General features: G+C 72.0%; 14 protein-coding genes. 10 read left to right on the top strand and 4 right to left on the bottom strand.

The genetic code is table 11. The features are described 5' to 3' along the window. Nucleotides 1-14 precede the first annotated feature (14 nt). On the top strand, nucleotides 15-866 hold the full coding sequence (locus FHR36_RS02175; protein ID WP_253793262.1) for a GNAT family N-acetyltransferase: 852 nt from the start codon (nucleotides 15-17) through the stop codon (nucleotides 864-866). A gap of 25 nt (nucleotides 867-891) precedes the next feature. On the opposite strand, the gene FHR36_RS02180 is transcribed toward FHR36_RS02175, so the two are convergent. Continuing rightward, a complete protein-coding gene (locus FHR36_RS02180) occupies nucleotides 892-1,821 on the bottom strand; it encodes a hypothetical protein (protein WP_253793264.1) in 930 nt (309 codons plus the stop codon). A 242-nt stretch (nucleotides 1,822-2,063) separates the two neighbouring features. On the opposite strand from FHR36_RS02180, the gene FHR36_RS02185 reads away from it, so the two are divergent. The 3 genes from FHR36_RS02185 (at nucleotide 2,064) to FHR36_RS02195 (ending at nucleotide 4,007) form a co-directional block, all read left to right on the top strand. Beyond that, nucleotides 2,064-2,729, top strand: a complete 666-nt coding sequence (locus FHR36_RS02185) for a papain-like cysteine protease family protein (protein ID WP_253793266.1) — start codon at nucleotides 2,064-2,066, stop codon at nucleotides 2,727-2,729. Nucleotides 2,730-2,740: 11 nt separating this feature from the next. After that, nucleotides 2,741-3,592: a hypothetical protein gene (locus FHR36_RS02190; protein ID WP_253793268.1), complete on the top strand. Its 852-nt coding sequence runs from the start codon at nucleotides 2,741-2,743 to the stop codon at nucleotides 3,590-3,592. Between the two features lie 163 nt (nucleotides 3,593-3,755). After that, nucleotides 3,756-4,007 (top strand): hypothetical protein, encoded by a 252-nt coding sequence (locus tag FHR36_RS02195; protein WP_253793270.1) that lies wholly within the window; start codon nucleotides 3,756-3,758, stop codon nucleotides 4,005-4,007. Nucleotides 4,008-4,031: 24 nt separating this feature from the next. Here the strand turns inward: FHR36_RS02195 and trhA are convergent, their stop codons facing one another. Then, nucleotides 4,032-4,694: a PAQR family membrane homeostasis protein TrhA gene (gene trhA / locus FHR36_RS02200; protein ID WP_253793272.1), complete on the bottom strand. Its 663-nt coding sequence runs from the start codon at nucleotides 4,692-4,694 to the stop codon at nucleotides 4,032-4,034. A gap of 264 nt (nucleotides 4,695-4,958) precedes the next feature. Here trhA and FHR36_RS02205 point away from each other — a divergent pair, with 264 nt between their 5' ends. Next, nucleotides 4,959-6,785 carry a phosphoenolpyruvate carboxykinase (GTP) gene (locus FHR36_RS02205; protein WP_253793274.1) on the top strand — a complete coding sequence of 609 codons (1,827 nt, stop codon included), beginning with the start codon at nucleotides 4,959-4,961 and terminating at the stop codon, nucleotides 6,783-6,785. A 130-nt stretch (nucleotides 6,786-6,915) separates the two neighbouring features. Here FHR36_RS02205 and FHR36_RS02210 read toward each other — a convergent pair whose 3' ends face one another. Next, nucleotides 6,916-8,130 carry a pyridoxal phosphate-dependent aminotransferase gene (locus FHR36_RS02210; protein ID WP_253793275.1) on the bottom strand — a complete coding sequence of 405 codons (1,215 nt, stop codon included), beginning with the start codon at nucleotides 8,128-8,130 and terminating at the stop codon, nucleotides 6,916-6,918. 105 nt (nucleotides 8,131-8,235) lie between these two features. Between FHR36_RS02210 and FHR36_RS39145 the strand changes: the two genes are divergently transcribed. Next, nucleotides 8,236-8,901, top strand: a complete 666-nt coding sequence (locus FHR36_RS39145; protein ID WP_308199130.1) for a prepilin peptidase — start codon at nucleotides 8,236-8,238, stop codon at nucleotides 8,899-8,901. Between the two features lie 130 nt (nucleotides 8,902-9,031). Then, the gene (locus FHR36_RS02220; protein ID WP_253793276.1) at nucleotides 9,032-9,550 is read left to right on the top strand and encodes a hypothetical protein; all 519 of its coding nucleotides are present in this window, start codon (nucleotides 9,032-9,034) and stop codon (nucleotides 9,548-9,550) included. Between the two features lie 102 nt (nucleotides 9,551-9,652). Here the strand turns inward: FHR36_RS02220 and FHR36_RS02225 are convergent, their stop codons facing one another. Continuing rightward, nucleotides 9,653-11,236 (bottom strand): chitinase, encoded by a 1,584-nt coding sequence (locus FHR36_RS02225; protein WP_253793277.1) that lies wholly within the window; start codon nucleotides 11,234-11,236, stop codon nucleotides 9,653-9,655. A gap of 320 nt (nucleotides 11,237-11,556) precedes the next feature. Between FHR36_RS02225 and FHR36_RS02230 the strand changes: the two genes are divergently transcribed. The 3 genes from FHR36_RS02230 (at nucleotide 11,557) to FHR36_RS02240 (ending at nucleotide 15,011) form a co-directional block, all read left to right on the top strand. Next, nucleotides 11,557-12,351, top strand: coding sequence for an isoprenyl transferase (locus FHR36_RS02230; RefSeq protein ID WP_253793278.1), 795 nt, complete (start codon nucleotides 11,557-11,559; stop codon nucleotides 12,349-12,351). Between the two features lie 254 nt (nucleotides 12,352-12,605). Beyond that, complete coding sequence (locus FHR36_RS02235) at nucleotides 12,606-13,934, top strand: RNA 5'-3' helicase PhoH2 (RefSeq protein ID WP_253793279.1); 1,329 nt, start codon at nucleotides 12,606-12,608, stop codon at nucleotides 13,932-13,934. Between the two features lie 402 nt (nucleotides 13,935-14,336). Further along, nucleotides 14,337-15,011, top strand: a complete 675-nt coding sequence (locus FHR36_RS02240) for an aggregation-promoting factor C-terminal-like domain-containing protein (RefSeq protein ID WP_253793280.1) — start codon at nucleotides 14,337-14,339, stop codon at nucleotides 15,009-15,011. The last annotated feature ends 16 nt before the right edge of the window (nucleotides 15,012-15,027 follow it).

A 15,027-nucleotide genomic window follows, 5' to 3' on the forward strand; every position in this document is an offset into this window, starting at 1 on the left:
ACAGGCTTGGAAACATGACCTGGACCCTGACCGCATCCCTGGACGAGTTCCGCGCCGAGGCGGGCGCCCTCCTCACCGCCCACCCTGCGCAGAACACGGTGCTGCTCACCATCGCCGACCGGCTCGCCCGGAGCGGCCCGCACGTCTTCGGCACCGAGCCGCCCCGCTTCGGCTGGTGGCGGCCGGAGCCGGACGGCCCGGTCACCGGCGTCTACCTGCAGACCCCGCCGTACCCGCCCCGGCTCGGGGTGATGCCCGTCGAGGCAGGCGCCGCCCTCGCCGACGCGCTGAACGCCCGCACCCCGGCACCGACCGGGGTCAGCGGCACCAAACCCGCGGCGCTCGCCTTCGCCGAGCGGTGGCAGGCCCTGACCGGCACCACCGCGCACCTGCTGCGGGACGAACGGCTCTACCGGCTCGGCCGGTTGACGCCGCCCGACCCCGCGCCCGCCGGGCACGTCCGCACCGCCGGGCCGGGCGACCGGGAGCTGCTGATCCGCTGGTTCGGCGCTTTCGCGACCGAGGTCGGCATCGACCGGCACGCCGACCTCGGCGCCCAGGCGGACCGGTGGATCGCCGAGGGCAGCTCGCACCTCTGGGAGGACGGCGGCCGCCCGGTCTCCCTGGCGGGCGCCGGTCCGGTCGTCGCCGGCATGTCCCGGATCGGCCCGGTCTACACGCCGCCCGAGCTCCGCGCCCGCGGCTACGCCGCCGCCGTGGTCGCCGCCGCGTCCGCCCACGCGATCGCCGCGGGCGCCGGCGAGGTCCTCCTCTACACCGACCTGGCCAACCCCACCAGCAACTCCCTCTACCAGCGCCTCGGCTACCGCCCGGTCGAGGACAGCGTGGTCCTGTCGCTGCACTGAGCCGTCCGGGCGCGGGAGTCCAGGCTCAGTCCCACTCCCAGGTGATGCCGAGGAGGCCGGGGCGGAGGTCGGTGGCGACGAGGTGGACGCAGTGGTGGCCGTCGAGGGTGAGGTCCTCGGTCTCGTACGGTCTGCCGCCGGGGTCGCGGACGGCGAAGCGGGCGCAGCGCACGGGGAGGGCGCGGGGGTGGAAGCTCACCTGGAGGACGTACTGGCCGGCGCCGGCGTTGAAGCCGCGGACGTACTCGCGGCTGGGTCCGGTGCCCGGGGCGTCGTCGAAGCCGTAGGCGAGCAGGTGGGTGTCGCCGGTGCGCAGCCGGCGGTCCAGGAGGAGTTCGGCGACCAGCATCTCGGCGGCGGGGTCGCGGCGGATCCGGCCCGGACGGCAGTTCTCCTCGGCGCGGACGGCGACGCGGTCGATGTCGCAGCCCGGGTCGCCCTGGTAGAGCGCGAGGTAGCGGTCGAGGCCGTCGCGGTGGGCGCGCAGCACGTGCTGGGAGTCGCGGCGGACCTGGCGGCGGTCGGGGCCGATCCGGATCCGTTCCAGGTGGGTGACGGTGTGCAGGCCGGTGTCGGGCGGTCCGGCGATGACGGCGAGCAGGCCGTCGACCGCCTCGGCGGGGGCGATCAGGTCGCGGTACGGGCGGACGGCGGGCGCGGCCGGTCCGCCGGGCGCACGGCGGGGGCCGAGCAGCCGGGTGAGTGAGTGGGCGGGGAGGTCGAGCACCTCCTCCAAGGCCCGGACGGCACGCAGGGATTCGGGCCGTTCGGGCCGGCGCCGCCCCTGCTGCCAGTAGCTGAGGCTGGTCACGCCGACCCGGACGCCGCGCCGGGCCAGGTGCTGCTGCACCCGGTGCAGGGCGAGGCCGCGGGTGGCGATGGCGGTGCGCAGGGCGAGGTGGAACGGCCCGGTGCGCAGGGCCGCGGCGAGTTCGGGCTGGACGGTCTGCTGCATGGCCACCTCCGGAACCGATGGTGAATGTTCACACCATCACGGCGGGTTGTCACCGGTCGCGGCGAGACAACGGCGGCCGGGCGAGGCCCCGTTCACACCCGAGCCGGTCCGTTCACATCCGAACTCCGGCCGGAAACACGCTTGTTGACCGCTTTCGGTCAACGGCTCGATGCTCACTCCCAGCGCGTCCGGACGCCGCCCCCACATCCCTCTCCTGCGTATCGCAAGGAGGTCCATCCCCCATGCCCCACACCCCCACCGGATGGCGCCGCACCGTGGCGGCCCTCGCCCTGGGCGTCCTGGCGCCGGCCCTGACCGTCGCCACCTCCACTCCCGCCTCCGCCCAGGCGGGCCCGCCGGCCGTGGTGGCGCCCCCCACCGCCACCACGGCCGGTACCGCCCGCGCGGCCTCGACCGCGCTCGACGGCACCTGGCGCACCCTCGACATCTCCATGCAGCAACAGCAGCAGGACAACTGGTGCTGGGCGGCGAGCGGCAACACCATCGCCACCTGGTTCGGCTACTCGTACAGCCAGAACCAGTTCTGCAACGCCGCCTTCAACCGCTCGACCGACTCGACCTGCCCCAACAACCAGGCGACGCTCGGCAACGTGCAGACCGCGTTCAGCCGGATCGGCATCAACCCCGGCTCGTACGTGACCGGCTACCTGCGCTACGCCACGGTGCAGAGCGAGATCGACGGCAACCGGCCGATCGAGACCCGGATCCAGTGGAGCTCCGGCGGCGGCCACATGCACGTGGTGTACGGCTACGACGCCGGCAACGACTGGGTCTACTGGGGCGACCCGTGGCCGTCCAACTACCGCTACAACTGGGCGGACTACTGGTACTACGTGAACAACGACTCGTTCTCGTGGACCCACTCCCTGTACCGGATCGGCGCGTGAGGAGCGAAGCCATGACCGACCACCGCAAGCACCTCGCCCGCGCCGCCGCCGCGGCGCTGCTGGCCTCGGCCCTGAGCCTGGCCGCCGCTCCGGCCGCCACCGCGGCGGACGCTTCCGCCCCGCTCGCCCCGGTGCCCGGGGCCGACCTGGCGGCCGCCCGCGGCGCCGTCCAGGCCCCCGCGGTCCTGGACCAGCTGGGGCACTTCTTCGCCCGCCGGGGAGTGCCGCCCACCCAGCCGTCGGCGCTGAGCCCGGCCCAGGAGGCGCAGGCCGCCGCCGAGGCCTCCCCGCGGCTCAGCGGTGACACCGTCCCCGTCTACAGCCTGGCCGCGGACTTCGTGGCCGGCAGCCCCGGGGCGGCCGTCGCCCGGGCCGAGTTCACCGCCACCCGGGCGGTCTCGGCCGACGGCCAGGTCGCCTCGGTCTGGACCGTCCGGCAGGGCGGCTCCTGGAAGGTGGTCAACATCGCCTCCGGCGGCGACGAGACCGACTACGCGGCCCGGGCCGCGGCCGGCGGGGGCGGCACCGCCTTCCGCGAGCCGCAGATCGACGCCTGGTACGTGCTGCGCGGCGGCCGCGTGCTGCCGCTGGACGACGCCGCCCGCCGCTCGGTCGGCGACGGCGGGGTGAGCCTGGCCGGGTACCAGAAGCTGGTCCACCAGCGGTACGGGGACAAGCTGCCCGGCTCGGCCTACGACCGGGCCGGCCGCGGCGGCGGGTATGCCGCGGAGCCGCCCGGCGTCGGTGACGGGGCCGGTGGCGGGCTGCTGCCGGCGACCGCCGCGGCGGCGCTCGGGGCGACGGCGCTGGCCGGCGTCGGGCTCGCCCTGCGCCGTCGAAAGGCGGTGGGGCAGCGCGTCTAGAGCGGCGTGGCGCGGCGGCCGGGTCCGGGCAGGACCCGGCCGCCGTGTGTCGACCACTGGAATTGATGCAACGTTGATCCCCCGTTCGCCCCGGCAGGTGCTGAACATGTCACCGTAGGTGGGGAGGTTTCTGACACCGGGTCACACGGCGGGAGGTTGCCGGATGGAGCTCAGTGGAGCGCAGTTCTGGGGCGCGGTGACGGCGGTGACCGCCGCCCTGGCCGTGGTCGCGGGCTATCTGCTCGGCGGGCCGCGGATGGTCTGGGCGGTCTCCGCCGTCGAGGTGCTGGTGCTGATGGCGTACGTCGGGTGGAAGTTCCGCGCCAAGGCGCATGTGCGCACGGCAGGCGAAGGGCCCGACGCGGCGCACTGCGAGCGCTGCCGTCGGGCCCGGGAGAGGCTGGACGCGGCCTGAGTCGTCCCGAGTGGGCCGCCGGGTTCAGACCGAGGTGTAGGCGACCATCGAGATGCCCACGTACTGCACGATGAACGCCCCCAGGGTGAACGCGTGGAAGACCTCGTGGAAGCCGAACCAGCGCGGTGACGGGTCCGGCCGCTTCAGGCCGTACACCAGGCCGCCGAGGGTGTAGAGCACGCCGCCGACGATGATCAGGGTGACCACCGCCGCGCCGCCGCGGTGCAGGAAGTCCGGCAGGAAGAACACCGCGGCCCAGCCCAGTGCCACGTAGCAGGGCGTGTAGAGCCAGCGGGGTGCGCCGACCCAGAACACCCGGAAGGCGATCCCGGCCAGCGCGCCGCCCCACACCAGCCAGAGCAGCAGCTGCTGGCGCGCGCCCTGGAGCAGCAGCATGGTGAACGGCGTGTAGGTGCCGGCGATGATCAGGAAGATGTTGGCGTGGTCCAGCCGGCGCAGGATCGCGTCGCCGCGCGGACCCCAGGTGAAGCGGTGGTAGACCGCGCTGACACCGAACAGCATCCAGGCGCTCGCCGAGTAGACGGCGCAGGCCACCGTTGCCGCGGTCGAGTCGGCAAGACAGATCAACACGATTCCGGCGGCGATGGACGCCGGGAACATCCCGGCGTGCAGCCAGCCGCGCCACTTGGGCTTGATCACGAGGGCTTCGGCAGTCATGCGCAGCATCCTACGGAACCGTAGGTTACTCGATGGTAGGAAGTGGCAATGGTCACTTTTAGACGTTCTGGAGTGTTCGACGTCTCTCCGAGGCGCCCTTGAGTCGGCCCGATCGACCCTCTCGGGGCCACCAAATCTGCCACTTCGTAGTAAAAATTGCGTCAATAGCGCCGATCCGACGAAGGACGGGCTGGTGTACGGGGCTACGGTGTAAGCACCCTCAACCCCCCGCGATGCCGTCTCCTGGCCGAGATGGTGTGAAACGGAGCGATCGTGAACTTCGAGATCTCTGCGCTCGCCGAGTCCGCGCCCACCCGCCACCAGCGACTGCTGGCCTGGGTCAGCGAGATCGCCGAGCTGACCCAGCCCGACCGCGTCGAGTGGTGCAACGGCTCCGAGGAGGAGTACGAGCGCCTCGCGGACCTGCTGGTCGCCCAGGGAACCTTCACGAAGCTCAACGACGAGAAGCGCCCCAACTCGTACTACGCCGCCTCCGACCCCAGCGACGTGGCCCGGGTCGAGGACCGCACCTTCATCTGCTCCGAGAAGGAGGAGGACGCCGGCCCGACCAACCACTGGAAGGCCCCGGCGGAGATGAAGGACATCTTCCAGGGCGAGCAGGGCCTGTTCCGCGGCGCGATGAAGGGCCGCACGATGTACGTCGTGCCCTTCTCCATGGGCCCGGTCGGCTCCCCGCTGGCCGCGTACGGCGTCGAGATCACCGACTCCGCCTACGTCGCCGTCTCGATGCGCGTGATGACCCGCATGGGCCAGGCCGTGCTCGACCAGCTGGGTGAGGACGGCGACTTCGTCAAGGCCGTCCACACCGTCGGCGCGCCGCTCGCCGAGGGCGAGGCCGACGTCGCGTGGCCGTGCAACACCACCAAGTACATCTCGCACTTCCCGGAGACCAAGGAGATCTGGTCCTTCGGCTCCGGCTACGGCGGCAACGCCCTGCTCGGCAAGAAGTGCTACGCGCTGCGCATCGCCTCGACGATGGCCCGCGACGAGGGCTGGCTGGCCGAGCACATGCTGATCCTCAAGCTCACCCCGCCGAGCGGCGAGGTCAAGTACGTCGCCGCCGCCTTCCCGTCCGCCTGCGGCAAGACCAACCTGGCGATGCTCCAGCCCACCATCGAGGGCTGGAAGGTCGAGACCATCGGCGACGACATCGCCTGGATGCGCTTCGGCGCCGACGGCCGCCTCTACGCCATCAACCCGGAGGCCGGCTTCTTCGGCGTCGCCCCCGGCACCGGCGAGGACACCAACGCCAACGCGATCAAGACCCTCTGGGGCAACACCGTCTTCACCAACGTCGCGCTCACCGACGACGGCGACGTCTGGTGGGAGGGCCTCACCGAGGAGCCCCCGGCCCACCTCACCGACTGGCGCGGCAACAGCTGGACCCCCGAGTCCGGCACCCCCGCCGCCCACCCCAACGCGCGGTTCGCCGTCCCGGCCGCGCAGTGCCCGACCATCGCGCCCGAGTGGGAGGACCAGGCCGGCGTCCCGATCTCGGCCATCCTCTTCGGCGGCCGCCGCGCCAGCGCCGTCCCGCTGGTGACCGAGTCCTTCGACTGGCAGCACGGCGTCTTCCTCGGCGCCAACATCGCCTCGGAGAAGACCGCGGCCGCCGAGGGCACCGTCGGCGAGCTGCGCCGCGACCCGTTCGCGATGCTGCCCTTCTGCGGCTACAACATGGGCGACTACTTCGCCCACTGGCTGAAGGTCGGCCGCCAGGCCGACGCCGAGAAGCTGCCCCGGATCTACTACGTCAACTGGTTCCGCAAGAACGCCGACGGCCAGTTCGTGTGGCCCGGCTACGGCGAGAACAGCCGCGTCCTGAAGTGGATCGTCGAGCGCCTCGAGGGCACCGCCGAGGGCGTCGAGACCCCGATCGGCGTGCTGCCGGCCGTCGACGGCTTCGACCTGGACGGCCTGGAGCTCGCGGACGCCGACAAGGAGCTGCTGTTCACGGTCGACGCCGAGATCTGGCGGCAGGAGGCGGCCCTGGTCCCGGCCCACCTGGAGATGTTCGGCGAGCACACGCCGACCGAGCTCTGGGACGAGTACCGGGACCTGGTCAAGCGACTGGGCTGACGCCCGCACTGACAGGGGCGCGTGGGGGCACCTCCCGGCCGAAGGCTGGGGGAGAACTGCGCGACCGGCCAATGCACTCGGGTGAGAGTGTGGCCGGGCGCGCAGTTCCCCGCGCCTTTTGTGGTTGCCGCTACGGCTGCGCGTAGCCCGAGAGGAAGTCCCCGATCCGGGTCACCGCGTCGGTGATGTCCTCCGGCCGCGGCAGGGTGACCAGGCGGAAGTGGTCCGGGTCGGGCCAGTTGAAGCCGGTGCCCTGGACGATCAGGATCCGCTGACTGCGCAGCAGGTCGAGCACCATCTGCGCGTCGTCCTTGATCTTGTACACGTTCGGGTCCAGCCGCGGGAACGCGTACAGCGCACCCATCGGCTTGACGCACGAGACACCGGGGATGTCGTTCAGCAGCTGGTACGCCGCGTCGCGCGACTCCTTCAACCGCCCGCCGGGCAGCACCAGGTCGCGGATCGACTGCCGGCCGCCGAGCGCGGCGGCCACCGCGTGCTGGGCCGGCATGTTGGCGCACAGCCGCATCGAGGCCAGTACGTTCAGCCCCTCGATGTAGCTGCGGGCCCGGTGCCGGTCGCCGGAGAGCACCATCCAGCCGCTGCGGAAGCCGGCCACCCGGTACGACTTGGACATGCCGTTGAAGGTGACGCAGAACAGGTCGGGGGCGAGCGTCGCGAGCGGCACATGCTCGGCGTCGTCGTAGAGGATCTTGTCGTAGATCTCGTCCGCGTAGACCACCAGGTCGTGCCGGCGGGCGATCTCGACGATCCCCTCCAGCACCTCGCGCGGGTAGACGGCACCGGTCGGGTTGTTGGGGTTGATCACCACGATGGCGCGGGTCCGGTCGGTGACCTTGGCGGCGATGTCGGCCAGGTCCGGGTACCACTCGGACTGCTCGTCGCAGCGGTAGTGCACGGCGGTGCCGCCGGACAGCGAGACGGAGGCCGTCCACAGCGGGTAGTCGGGGGCAGGGACGAGCACCTCGTCGCCGTCGTCGAGCAGCGCCGTCATGGCGAGCTGGATCAGCTCGGATACGCCGTTGCCGAGGAACACGTCGTTGACGTCCAGGCCGTGCAGGCCGCGGTCCTCGTAGTGCATCACCACCGCGCGGCGGGCGGAGAGCAGACCCTTGGAGTCGCCGTAGCCGTGTGCGCCGGCGAGGTTCTTCAGGATGTCCTGCAGGATCTCCGGGGGCGCGTCGAAGCCGAACGCGGCGGGGTTCCCGGTGTTCAGCTTGAGAATGCGATGCCCCTGGTCCTCCAGTCGCATCGCCTCGTCGAGCACCGGGCCGCGGATGTCGTAGCAGACATTGGCGAGCTTGCTGGACTGGATGACCTGCATACCGCATCACTTTACGGCGCCGTAACACCGAAACCCGAGTGGTGTTCGCCACCTGGACTCCAACGGACGCATTACTCTCGCACCGACCGCATCGGGGGAGGGCGTGTGATCGGGGCACTGCTGGGCCTGGCGCTGGCGCCGCTGCTGCGCGCCGGGGTGGTGCGCTTCGCCGTCCCGTACGGGGAGCCGCGCGTCGCCTGCTGTCCGGGGCCGGTGCCGGCGCTGCCGCACGGGCGGTGCCTGCGCTGCGGGGTGCGGGGCGGGCCGCCGCCGGGGGCAGTGGAGCTGGTCGCGGTGGCCGTCGGGTGGGCGGTGGAGCGGGCGGCGTCCTGGCCCGAGGTGCTGGTGCTCGGCTGGCTGGCGGCGTTCGGGGTGGTGCTGGCGTTCGTCGACGGCGCGGTCCACCGACTGCCGGACGCGCTCACCCTGCCGTTGCTGGCCGGTACCGCGGTGCTGCTGCCGCTGGTCGAGCACCGGCCGGTGGTGCTGCTGCGCTGCCTGGAGGCGGGGGCCGGGCTGGCGCTGCTGTTCGCGGTGCTGGCGCTGCTCGGCCCGGTCGGGCTCGGCGATGTGAAGCTCGCGCCGAGCCTCGGGGCGGTCCTCGCGCTGTACGGCCTGCGGGCGGTGGCGACCGGGCTGGTGTACGCCTGCCTGCTGGCCGGGCTGTGGGCCGCGGTCCTGCTGCTCACCCGCCGGGCCGGCCGGGGCGCCGAACTCGCTTTCGGCCCGGCCCTCCTGTTGGGCACACTGCTGGCGGTCTGGAATCACTGAGCGGGGGGCCATGGGCAGGAAGACGGAGCGTCGGCGGCGGATCCGGGCCGATCGGAAGAAGGTGGCGCCCACGCCGCGCCGCCCTCCGCGGCGACAGCCGCCGCGGCCGTGGTCGCGACCGAAGGGCCTGGTGGCCGCGTCGGTGGGCCACCTGGGCATCGCAGCGGCCGGCGTGGCGCTGCTGGTGTACTGCGGGGCCGACCTGGACTTCGTCACGGGGCAGAGCGGCAGCCCGCGGCTGGCGATGACGGTCTCGGGCTGCGAGTCCCATCAGAGCGGGAAGAACCGCGTCACCGACTGCTACGGCAGCGGCGATGCGCACGGCGGGGCGGTCGGGCCGGTCTGGAACATCCGCGAGGTCGCGAGGCCCTACCGGATCGGCGCGGTGGTTCCGGTGCGCTGCCACGACGGCGGGGAGTGCGAGGAGACCGGGACCGGACCGGTCGCCGCAGACCTCGGCGGGCTGGCCTTCGGGCTCGGGATGCTCTCCGCCGCCGTCCTCGGCGGCTTCAACCTGTTCGCCCAGGCGCGGCCCGCACCGCGGTTCGCCCCGCTCGGCACCCGGCGCCGCCGCCGCGCGGTCACCGGCTGGTTCGGTGCGGTCGGCGCGTTGGCGGTGCTGTTCTTCGTGGTGTCCCTGGCCGCCTGACCCGGGCGGGGCCATGGGCGGGGCCCGCCGTACCCCAGCGGTACGGCGGGCCCCTTCTGTTGTGCGTGACCCCACCCTCGAGAGGCCCCGCACGTTCGGGAGTTACGGCATGGCGTGGGCGTGGGCACCCACGTTGGTGGAGAAGTCGTTGCCGTTCTTGGCGTCCCAGTTGGTCGACCAGGTCATCGCGCCGCGGATGGTCGGCCACTTGGCCGGCGGGACGAAGCTGCCGCAGTGGGTGCCGGTGGCCAGGCAGTCCAGGGCGTTGTTGACGACGGTGGAGTTGACGTAACCGCCGCCCGCCGCCTGGGCGGAGGCCGGGACGCCGATGCCGACCTGGTCCGGACGCAGGCCGCCCTGGATGTGGGTGCAGATCTGCGAGGTGATGAAGTCGATGGTGCCCTGGGTGTAGACCTTGCCGTCGCAGCCGTTCATGCCGCCCGAGTTGTAGAACTGGGTGTTGACGACGGTCAGGATGTCCTTGGTGTTGAGCGCCAGCTGGAAGTACGCGCCGGAGGTGGAGTACATCCCGATGGTCTCGGGGGCCATGGTCAGGATGAAGTTCGGGCCGACCTTGGACTGCAGGGTGTGCAGCGCCTGCGCCATGTAGGTCGGGTCGACGCCGTTCTCCAGGTCGATGTCGACGCCGTCGAAGCCGTACTGCTGGATCAGCGCGTAGGCGGTGTTGGCGAAGTTGGTCGCCGCGGTGGCGTTGCCGACCGAGATGGCGCCGTTCTGGCCGCCGACCGAGAGCACGACCCGCTTGCCGGCCGCGTGCTTGGCGGCGATGTCGGCCTTGAAGTCGGCGTCGGTGTAGCCGCCGAGCTTGGTGCCCAGGGCCGGGTCCAGGGTGAAGCTGATCGCGCCCTGGGTGGTGGTGGCGTCGGCGAAGGAGACGGCGATGATGTCGTACGCGCTCTGCACGTCGCGCAGGCGCTGGACGGTGGCGCCATTGTCGAAGTTCTGCCAGTAGCCGGTCAGCGCGTGCTTGGGCAGGTTCCCGCCCGGCGGGGTGGTCTGCGTCGCGGTCGGGCTGGGGCTGGTGGAGGTCTGCGACGGGGACGGCGAGGCGGAGGTCTGGGTCGGCGAGGGGGACGGCGTCGGCGAGGCCGAGGTCGCGGAGGGCGACGGGGTCGGCGAGGAGGTGCCGGCCGGGCCGGTCAGGGTCAGGTCGTCCGCGTTGTACGCGCCCTGGCCGTACCAGCCGTGCACGTAGAGCGTGACGCTGGTGGTGTTCGCGCCGGTGGTGAAGGCGGTGGAGAGCTGGTTCCACGAGGTGAGGCTGGACCAGGTGGACGGGTCGGTACCGCCGGTGCCGCGGGCGCCGAGGTAGACGTACGGGCCCTGGACCCAGCCGCTCAGGGTGTAGGCGGTGTTCGGCAGGACGCTGACGGTCTGGGTGCACTCGGCGGTGTCCGAGGCGCTCGGCGACGCGGTCAGCGCGTACGAGCCGCTGTGGACCGGGGAGCCGGCCGCGCTCGCGGTGCCGGTGCAGGTCCAGCCGGAGAGGTTGCCGGCCTCGAACCCGCCGTTGGTCACCAGGTTGCCGACGGCGGCGTTCGCGCCGCCCGCGAACAGGGCCAGGCCGGTGGCGGCCAGGGCGGCGGCGGTGGTGCCGGCGGCGAGGACGGCGGGGAGCTTGGAGCGGCGCCGCCGGTGGGACGGCTGCTGCAGCGTACGGGCCATGTGGGGGGCTCCTGGGGGGATCCGGACAAGCAGGAGAAGGGGGAAGGAGCCGCCGCGGTGGGGGTCACGGCGGCTCCGCGTGGGGGAGGGTCCGCGTGGTGCCGGTGTGGTGCTGACCACACGCTGGACTAGACCAATGGCAAGCGTCAAGGACCCCGCTGCGGGCTTAGGGGTCGTTTAAGGAAGCGGAGACCGTTCCGTATCCGTACGCGGACTGTGACAACCTCGGTACCTGCGGCTTTACCGTGCTTCACGCGGCGGGAGTAGGCTGCGCCGGGGGAGTTCGCACCCGGAGATGAGCACGGAGGGGCCGTACAACCATGGGTCTGCGCGATGTGGTCGAGCGCACGCCGGGTCTTCGCACCCTGCTGGACAACGCGTACCGGCTCTACGGCCGCCGGGTCGAGGTCCACCTCAACAACACTCCGCGCCACATCGGCGTGATCCTCGACGGCAACCGCCGCTGGGCCAAGGCCACCGGCGGCACCACCGCGTACGGCCACCAGCGCGGTGCCGACAAGATCAGCGAGTTCCTCGGCTGGTGCGACGAGACCCACGTCCGGGTCGTCACCCTCTGGATGCTCTCCACCGACAACCTCTCCCGGCCCGCCGAGGAACTGGTCCCGCTGCTCGGGATCATCGAGGACGCGGTCCGCGGGCTGGCCGCCGCCGGCCGGTGGAAGGTCAACCCGGTCGGCGCGCTCGACCTGCTGCCCGCCCGCACCTCCGAGGTGCTCAAGGAGGCGGCCGAGGCCACCGCCCACATCCAGGGCATCACCGTCAACGTCGCGATCGGGTACGGCGGGCGGCGCGAGATCGCCGACGCCGTCCGCTCGCTGCTCCAGGAGCACGCCGGCCGGGGCACCTCGATCGAGCAGCTGGCCGAGATCCTGGACGTCGAGCACATCGCCGAGCACCTCTACACCAAGGGCCAGCCCGACCCCGACCTGGTCATCCGCACCTCGGGCGAGCAGCGGCTGTCCGGGTTCCTGCTCTGGCAGAGCGCCCACAGCGAGTTCTACTTCTGCGAGGCCTACTGGCCCGCCTTCCGCAAGGTCGACTTCCTGCGGGCGCTGCGCGACTTCCAGGAGCGCAACCGCCGGATGGGCCTGTAGAAGCCGGTTCCAGCCCCGGCGGCGGACCGCGGGGGCGGGGGGCGCCGTCGGCGTGCGCTGACGGCCGGTCAGTGCGGCATACCCGCAGGCCAGCGGCGTGAAACGTTCACCAGTTGTGACCCCGCTGTTCTTCCCTGCGGGCATGCGGTGCGTTTCCACTGGGAATAGAACCAGTCAGACCGGTACCCCGGCCACCGGGGCCGCGGGGACCGGTGAGCCGCGGATGACGTCGGGTCATCCGCTCTGGAGGCCTAGTGGTCAGTACCAAGAGCCGCCGGACACCAGACCGGCGCACGTACGTTCTCGACACCAGCGTGCTCCTGGCCGATCCGCTGGCCATGACCCGCTTCGAGGAGCACGAGGTCGTCCTCCCGGTGGTCGTGGTCACCGAGCTGGAGGCCAAGCGCCACCACCCGGAGCTGGGCTACTTCGCCCGCCAGGCCCTGCGGATGCTGGACGACTACCGCGTCCGGCACGGCCGCCTCGACGAGCCGATCCCGGTCGGGGAGCTCGGCGGCACCATCCGGGTCGAGCTCAACCACTCGGACACCTCGATCCTGCCGGCCGGCTACCGCGCCGGCGGCGAGGCGGACACCCGGATCCTGGCGGTCGCCCGCAACCTGCAGGCCGAGGGGTACGACGTCACCGTCGTCTCCAAGGACCTGCCGCTGCGGATCAAGGCGAGCTCGGTCGGCCTGCTGGCCGAGGAGTACCGGGCCGAGCTGGCGATCACCTCGGGCTGGACCGGCATGTCCGAACTGCACGTCTCCGGCGACCAGGTCGACGCCCTGTTCAACGCCGAGCACGCCGCGGTGGACATCGACGGCGCCGCCGAACTCCCGGTGCACACCGGTCTGGTGCTGCACTCGGAGCGCGGCCGGGCGCTCGGCCGGGTCACCCAGGACGGCGGGGTCCGGCTGGTCCGCGGCGACCGGGAGGCGTTCGGCCTGCGCGGCCGCAGCGCCGAGCAGCGGGTGGCGCTCGACATCCTGCTCGACCCCGAGGTCGGCATCGTGTCGATGGGCGGCCGGGCCGGCACCGGAAAGTCCGCGCTGGCGCTCTGCGCCGGCCTGGAGGCCGTGCTCGAGCGGCGCCAGCACCGCAAGGTGATGGTGTTCCGCCCGCTGTACGCGGTCGGCGGCCAGGAACTCGGCTACCTGCCCGGCAGCGAGGCCGAGAAGATGGGCCCGTGGGCGCAGGCGGTCTTCGACACCCTGTCCGCGGTCACCACCCCGGACGTGATCGAGGAGGTGATCTCCCGCGGGATGCTGGAGGTCCTGCCGCTCACCCACATCCGCGGGCGTTCGCTGCACGACGCGTTCGTGATCGTCGACGAGGCCCAGTCGCTGGAGCGGAACGTGCTGCTCACGGTGCTCTCCCGGATCGGCCAGGGCTCGCGGGTGGTGCTCACCCACGACGTGGCCCAGCGGGACAACCTGCGGGTCGGCCGGTACGACGGCGTGGTCGCGGTGGTGGAGAAGCTGAAGGGGCATCCGCTGTTCGCCCACATCACCCTGACCCGCTCGGAGCGCTCGCCGATCGCCGCGCTGGTCACGGAAATGCTGGAGGACATCCAGCCCTAAACAGGACAGAGTCGGGCAAAGGAACCTGCATGCATAGCGTGCAGGTTCCTTTGCTGTCATCACATCTGACTACCTCTTGTCGGACTGACTGCCAAAGCCCCAGCTCGCAAACTCTGTGAGATGCGCCACGCAACAGGGAATTGCGTAGACACGTCCCCGTGCGGCATGGTGAGGGTTCTGTCAGGCCCCGCGTACGGCAGAATCGCGCCCGGCAACTCCGGTCGGCGGGCGGACAACTGAACACCGATAGGTCGTACGCCGCTCGATTCACCCACCGCTCCGAGGCGACTCGGCTCGGAGGCCGAGCCAGTGCCTCCCGCGACCAGAGCTGGGTGGAGGCGAGCGCCAAGGGGTAGATCGCACCCGTACGGTCGCGCATGGGTGCTGCTGGAAGGAAACCATGTGACTCGGATCTCGGTCCGGGGAGTCGCTGTCGCCTCCGCCACCGCGGTGACCGCCGTCGGTGCCGTCGTGGGCGCAGCCTCGGGTAGTGAGGGCAAGACCGTCCAGACGGTCGACGTCGCGAGCGCCACGCTGCTCGCCGACGTACCCACCGGCGCCCAGGCGCAGAACGTCAGCGACAGCTTCGCCGCCCAGGCGACCGCGCAGCAGGCATCGGCCGACGCTGCCGCCAAGAAGGCCGCCGAGGAGGCAGCCCGTCAGAAGGCGGCCGCCGACGCCCAGGCCAAGGCGGACGCGGACAAGGCGGCCAAGGCCGCCGACGACAAGCGCAAGGCCGAAGAGGCCAACCGCTCCGCCGCGCGCAGCGCACTGGCGGCCATCAGCCCTGGCTCGGTCCAGGACATGGCGCTCCAGATGATCGGCGACGCCAACCAGTTCCAGTGCTTCTCCCAGATCGTGAAGCGCGAGAGCGGTTGGGACTACACCGCCACCAACGCCTCCTCCGGCGCGTACGGCCTCGTCCAGGCGCTGCCCGGCTCCAAGATGGCCTCGGCCGGCGCCGACTGGCGGACCAACCCCGCCACCCAGATCAAGTGGGGCCTCGGCTACATGAACGACCGCTACGGCAGCCCCTGCGGCGCCTGGTCGTTCTGGCAGGCCCACCACTGGTACTAGGCCGACCGCCGGTACC

This window comes from Kitasatospora cinereorecta (assembly GCF_024172095.1).
Taxonomy (GTDB): domain Bacteria; phylum Actinomycetota; class Actinomycetes; order Streptomycetales; family Streptomycetaceae; genus Kitasatospora; species Kitasatospora cinereorecta.

Excerpts from the sequence above, each read along its gene's own strand:
- trhA (WP_253793272.1), bottom strand. The coding sequence starts at position 4,694 with ATGCTGCGCATGACTGCCGAAGCCCTCGTGATCAAGCCCAAGTGGCGC.
- FHR36_RS02230 (WP_253793278.1), top strand. The coding sequence starts at position 11,557 with ATGGGTCTGCGCGATGTGGTCGAGCGCACGCCGGGTCTTCGCACCCTG.
- FHR36_RS02210 (WP_253793275.1), bottom strand. The coding sequence starts at position 8,130 with ATGCAGGTCATCCAGTCCAGCAAGCTCGCCAATGTCTGCTACGACATC.
- FHR36_RS02225 (WP_253793277.1), bottom strand. The coding sequence starts at position 11,236 with ATGGCCCGTACGCTGCAGCAGCCGTCCCACCGGCGGCGCCGCTCCAAG.
- FHR36_RS02190 (WP_253793268.1), top strand. The coding sequence starts at position 2,741 with ATGACCGACCACCGCAAGCACCTCGCCCGCGCCGCCGCCGCGGCGCTG.
- FHR36_RS02195 (WP_253793270.1), top strand. The coding sequence starts at position 3,756 with ATGGAGCTCAGTGGAGCGCAGTTCTGGGGCGCGGTGACGGCGGTGACC.
- FHR36_RS02180 (WP_253793264.1), bottom strand. The coding sequence starts at position 1,821 with ATGCAGCAGACCGTCCAGCCCGAACTCGCCGCGGCCCTGCGCACCGGG.
- FHR36_RS02175 (WP_253793262.1), top strand. The coding sequence starts at position 15 with ATGACCTGGACCCTGACCGCATCCCTGGACGAGTTCCGCGCCGAGGCG.
- FHR36_RS02185 (WP_253793266.1), top strand. The coding sequence starts at position 2,064 with ATGCCCCACACCCCCACCGGATGGCGCCGCACCGTGGCGGCCCTCGCC.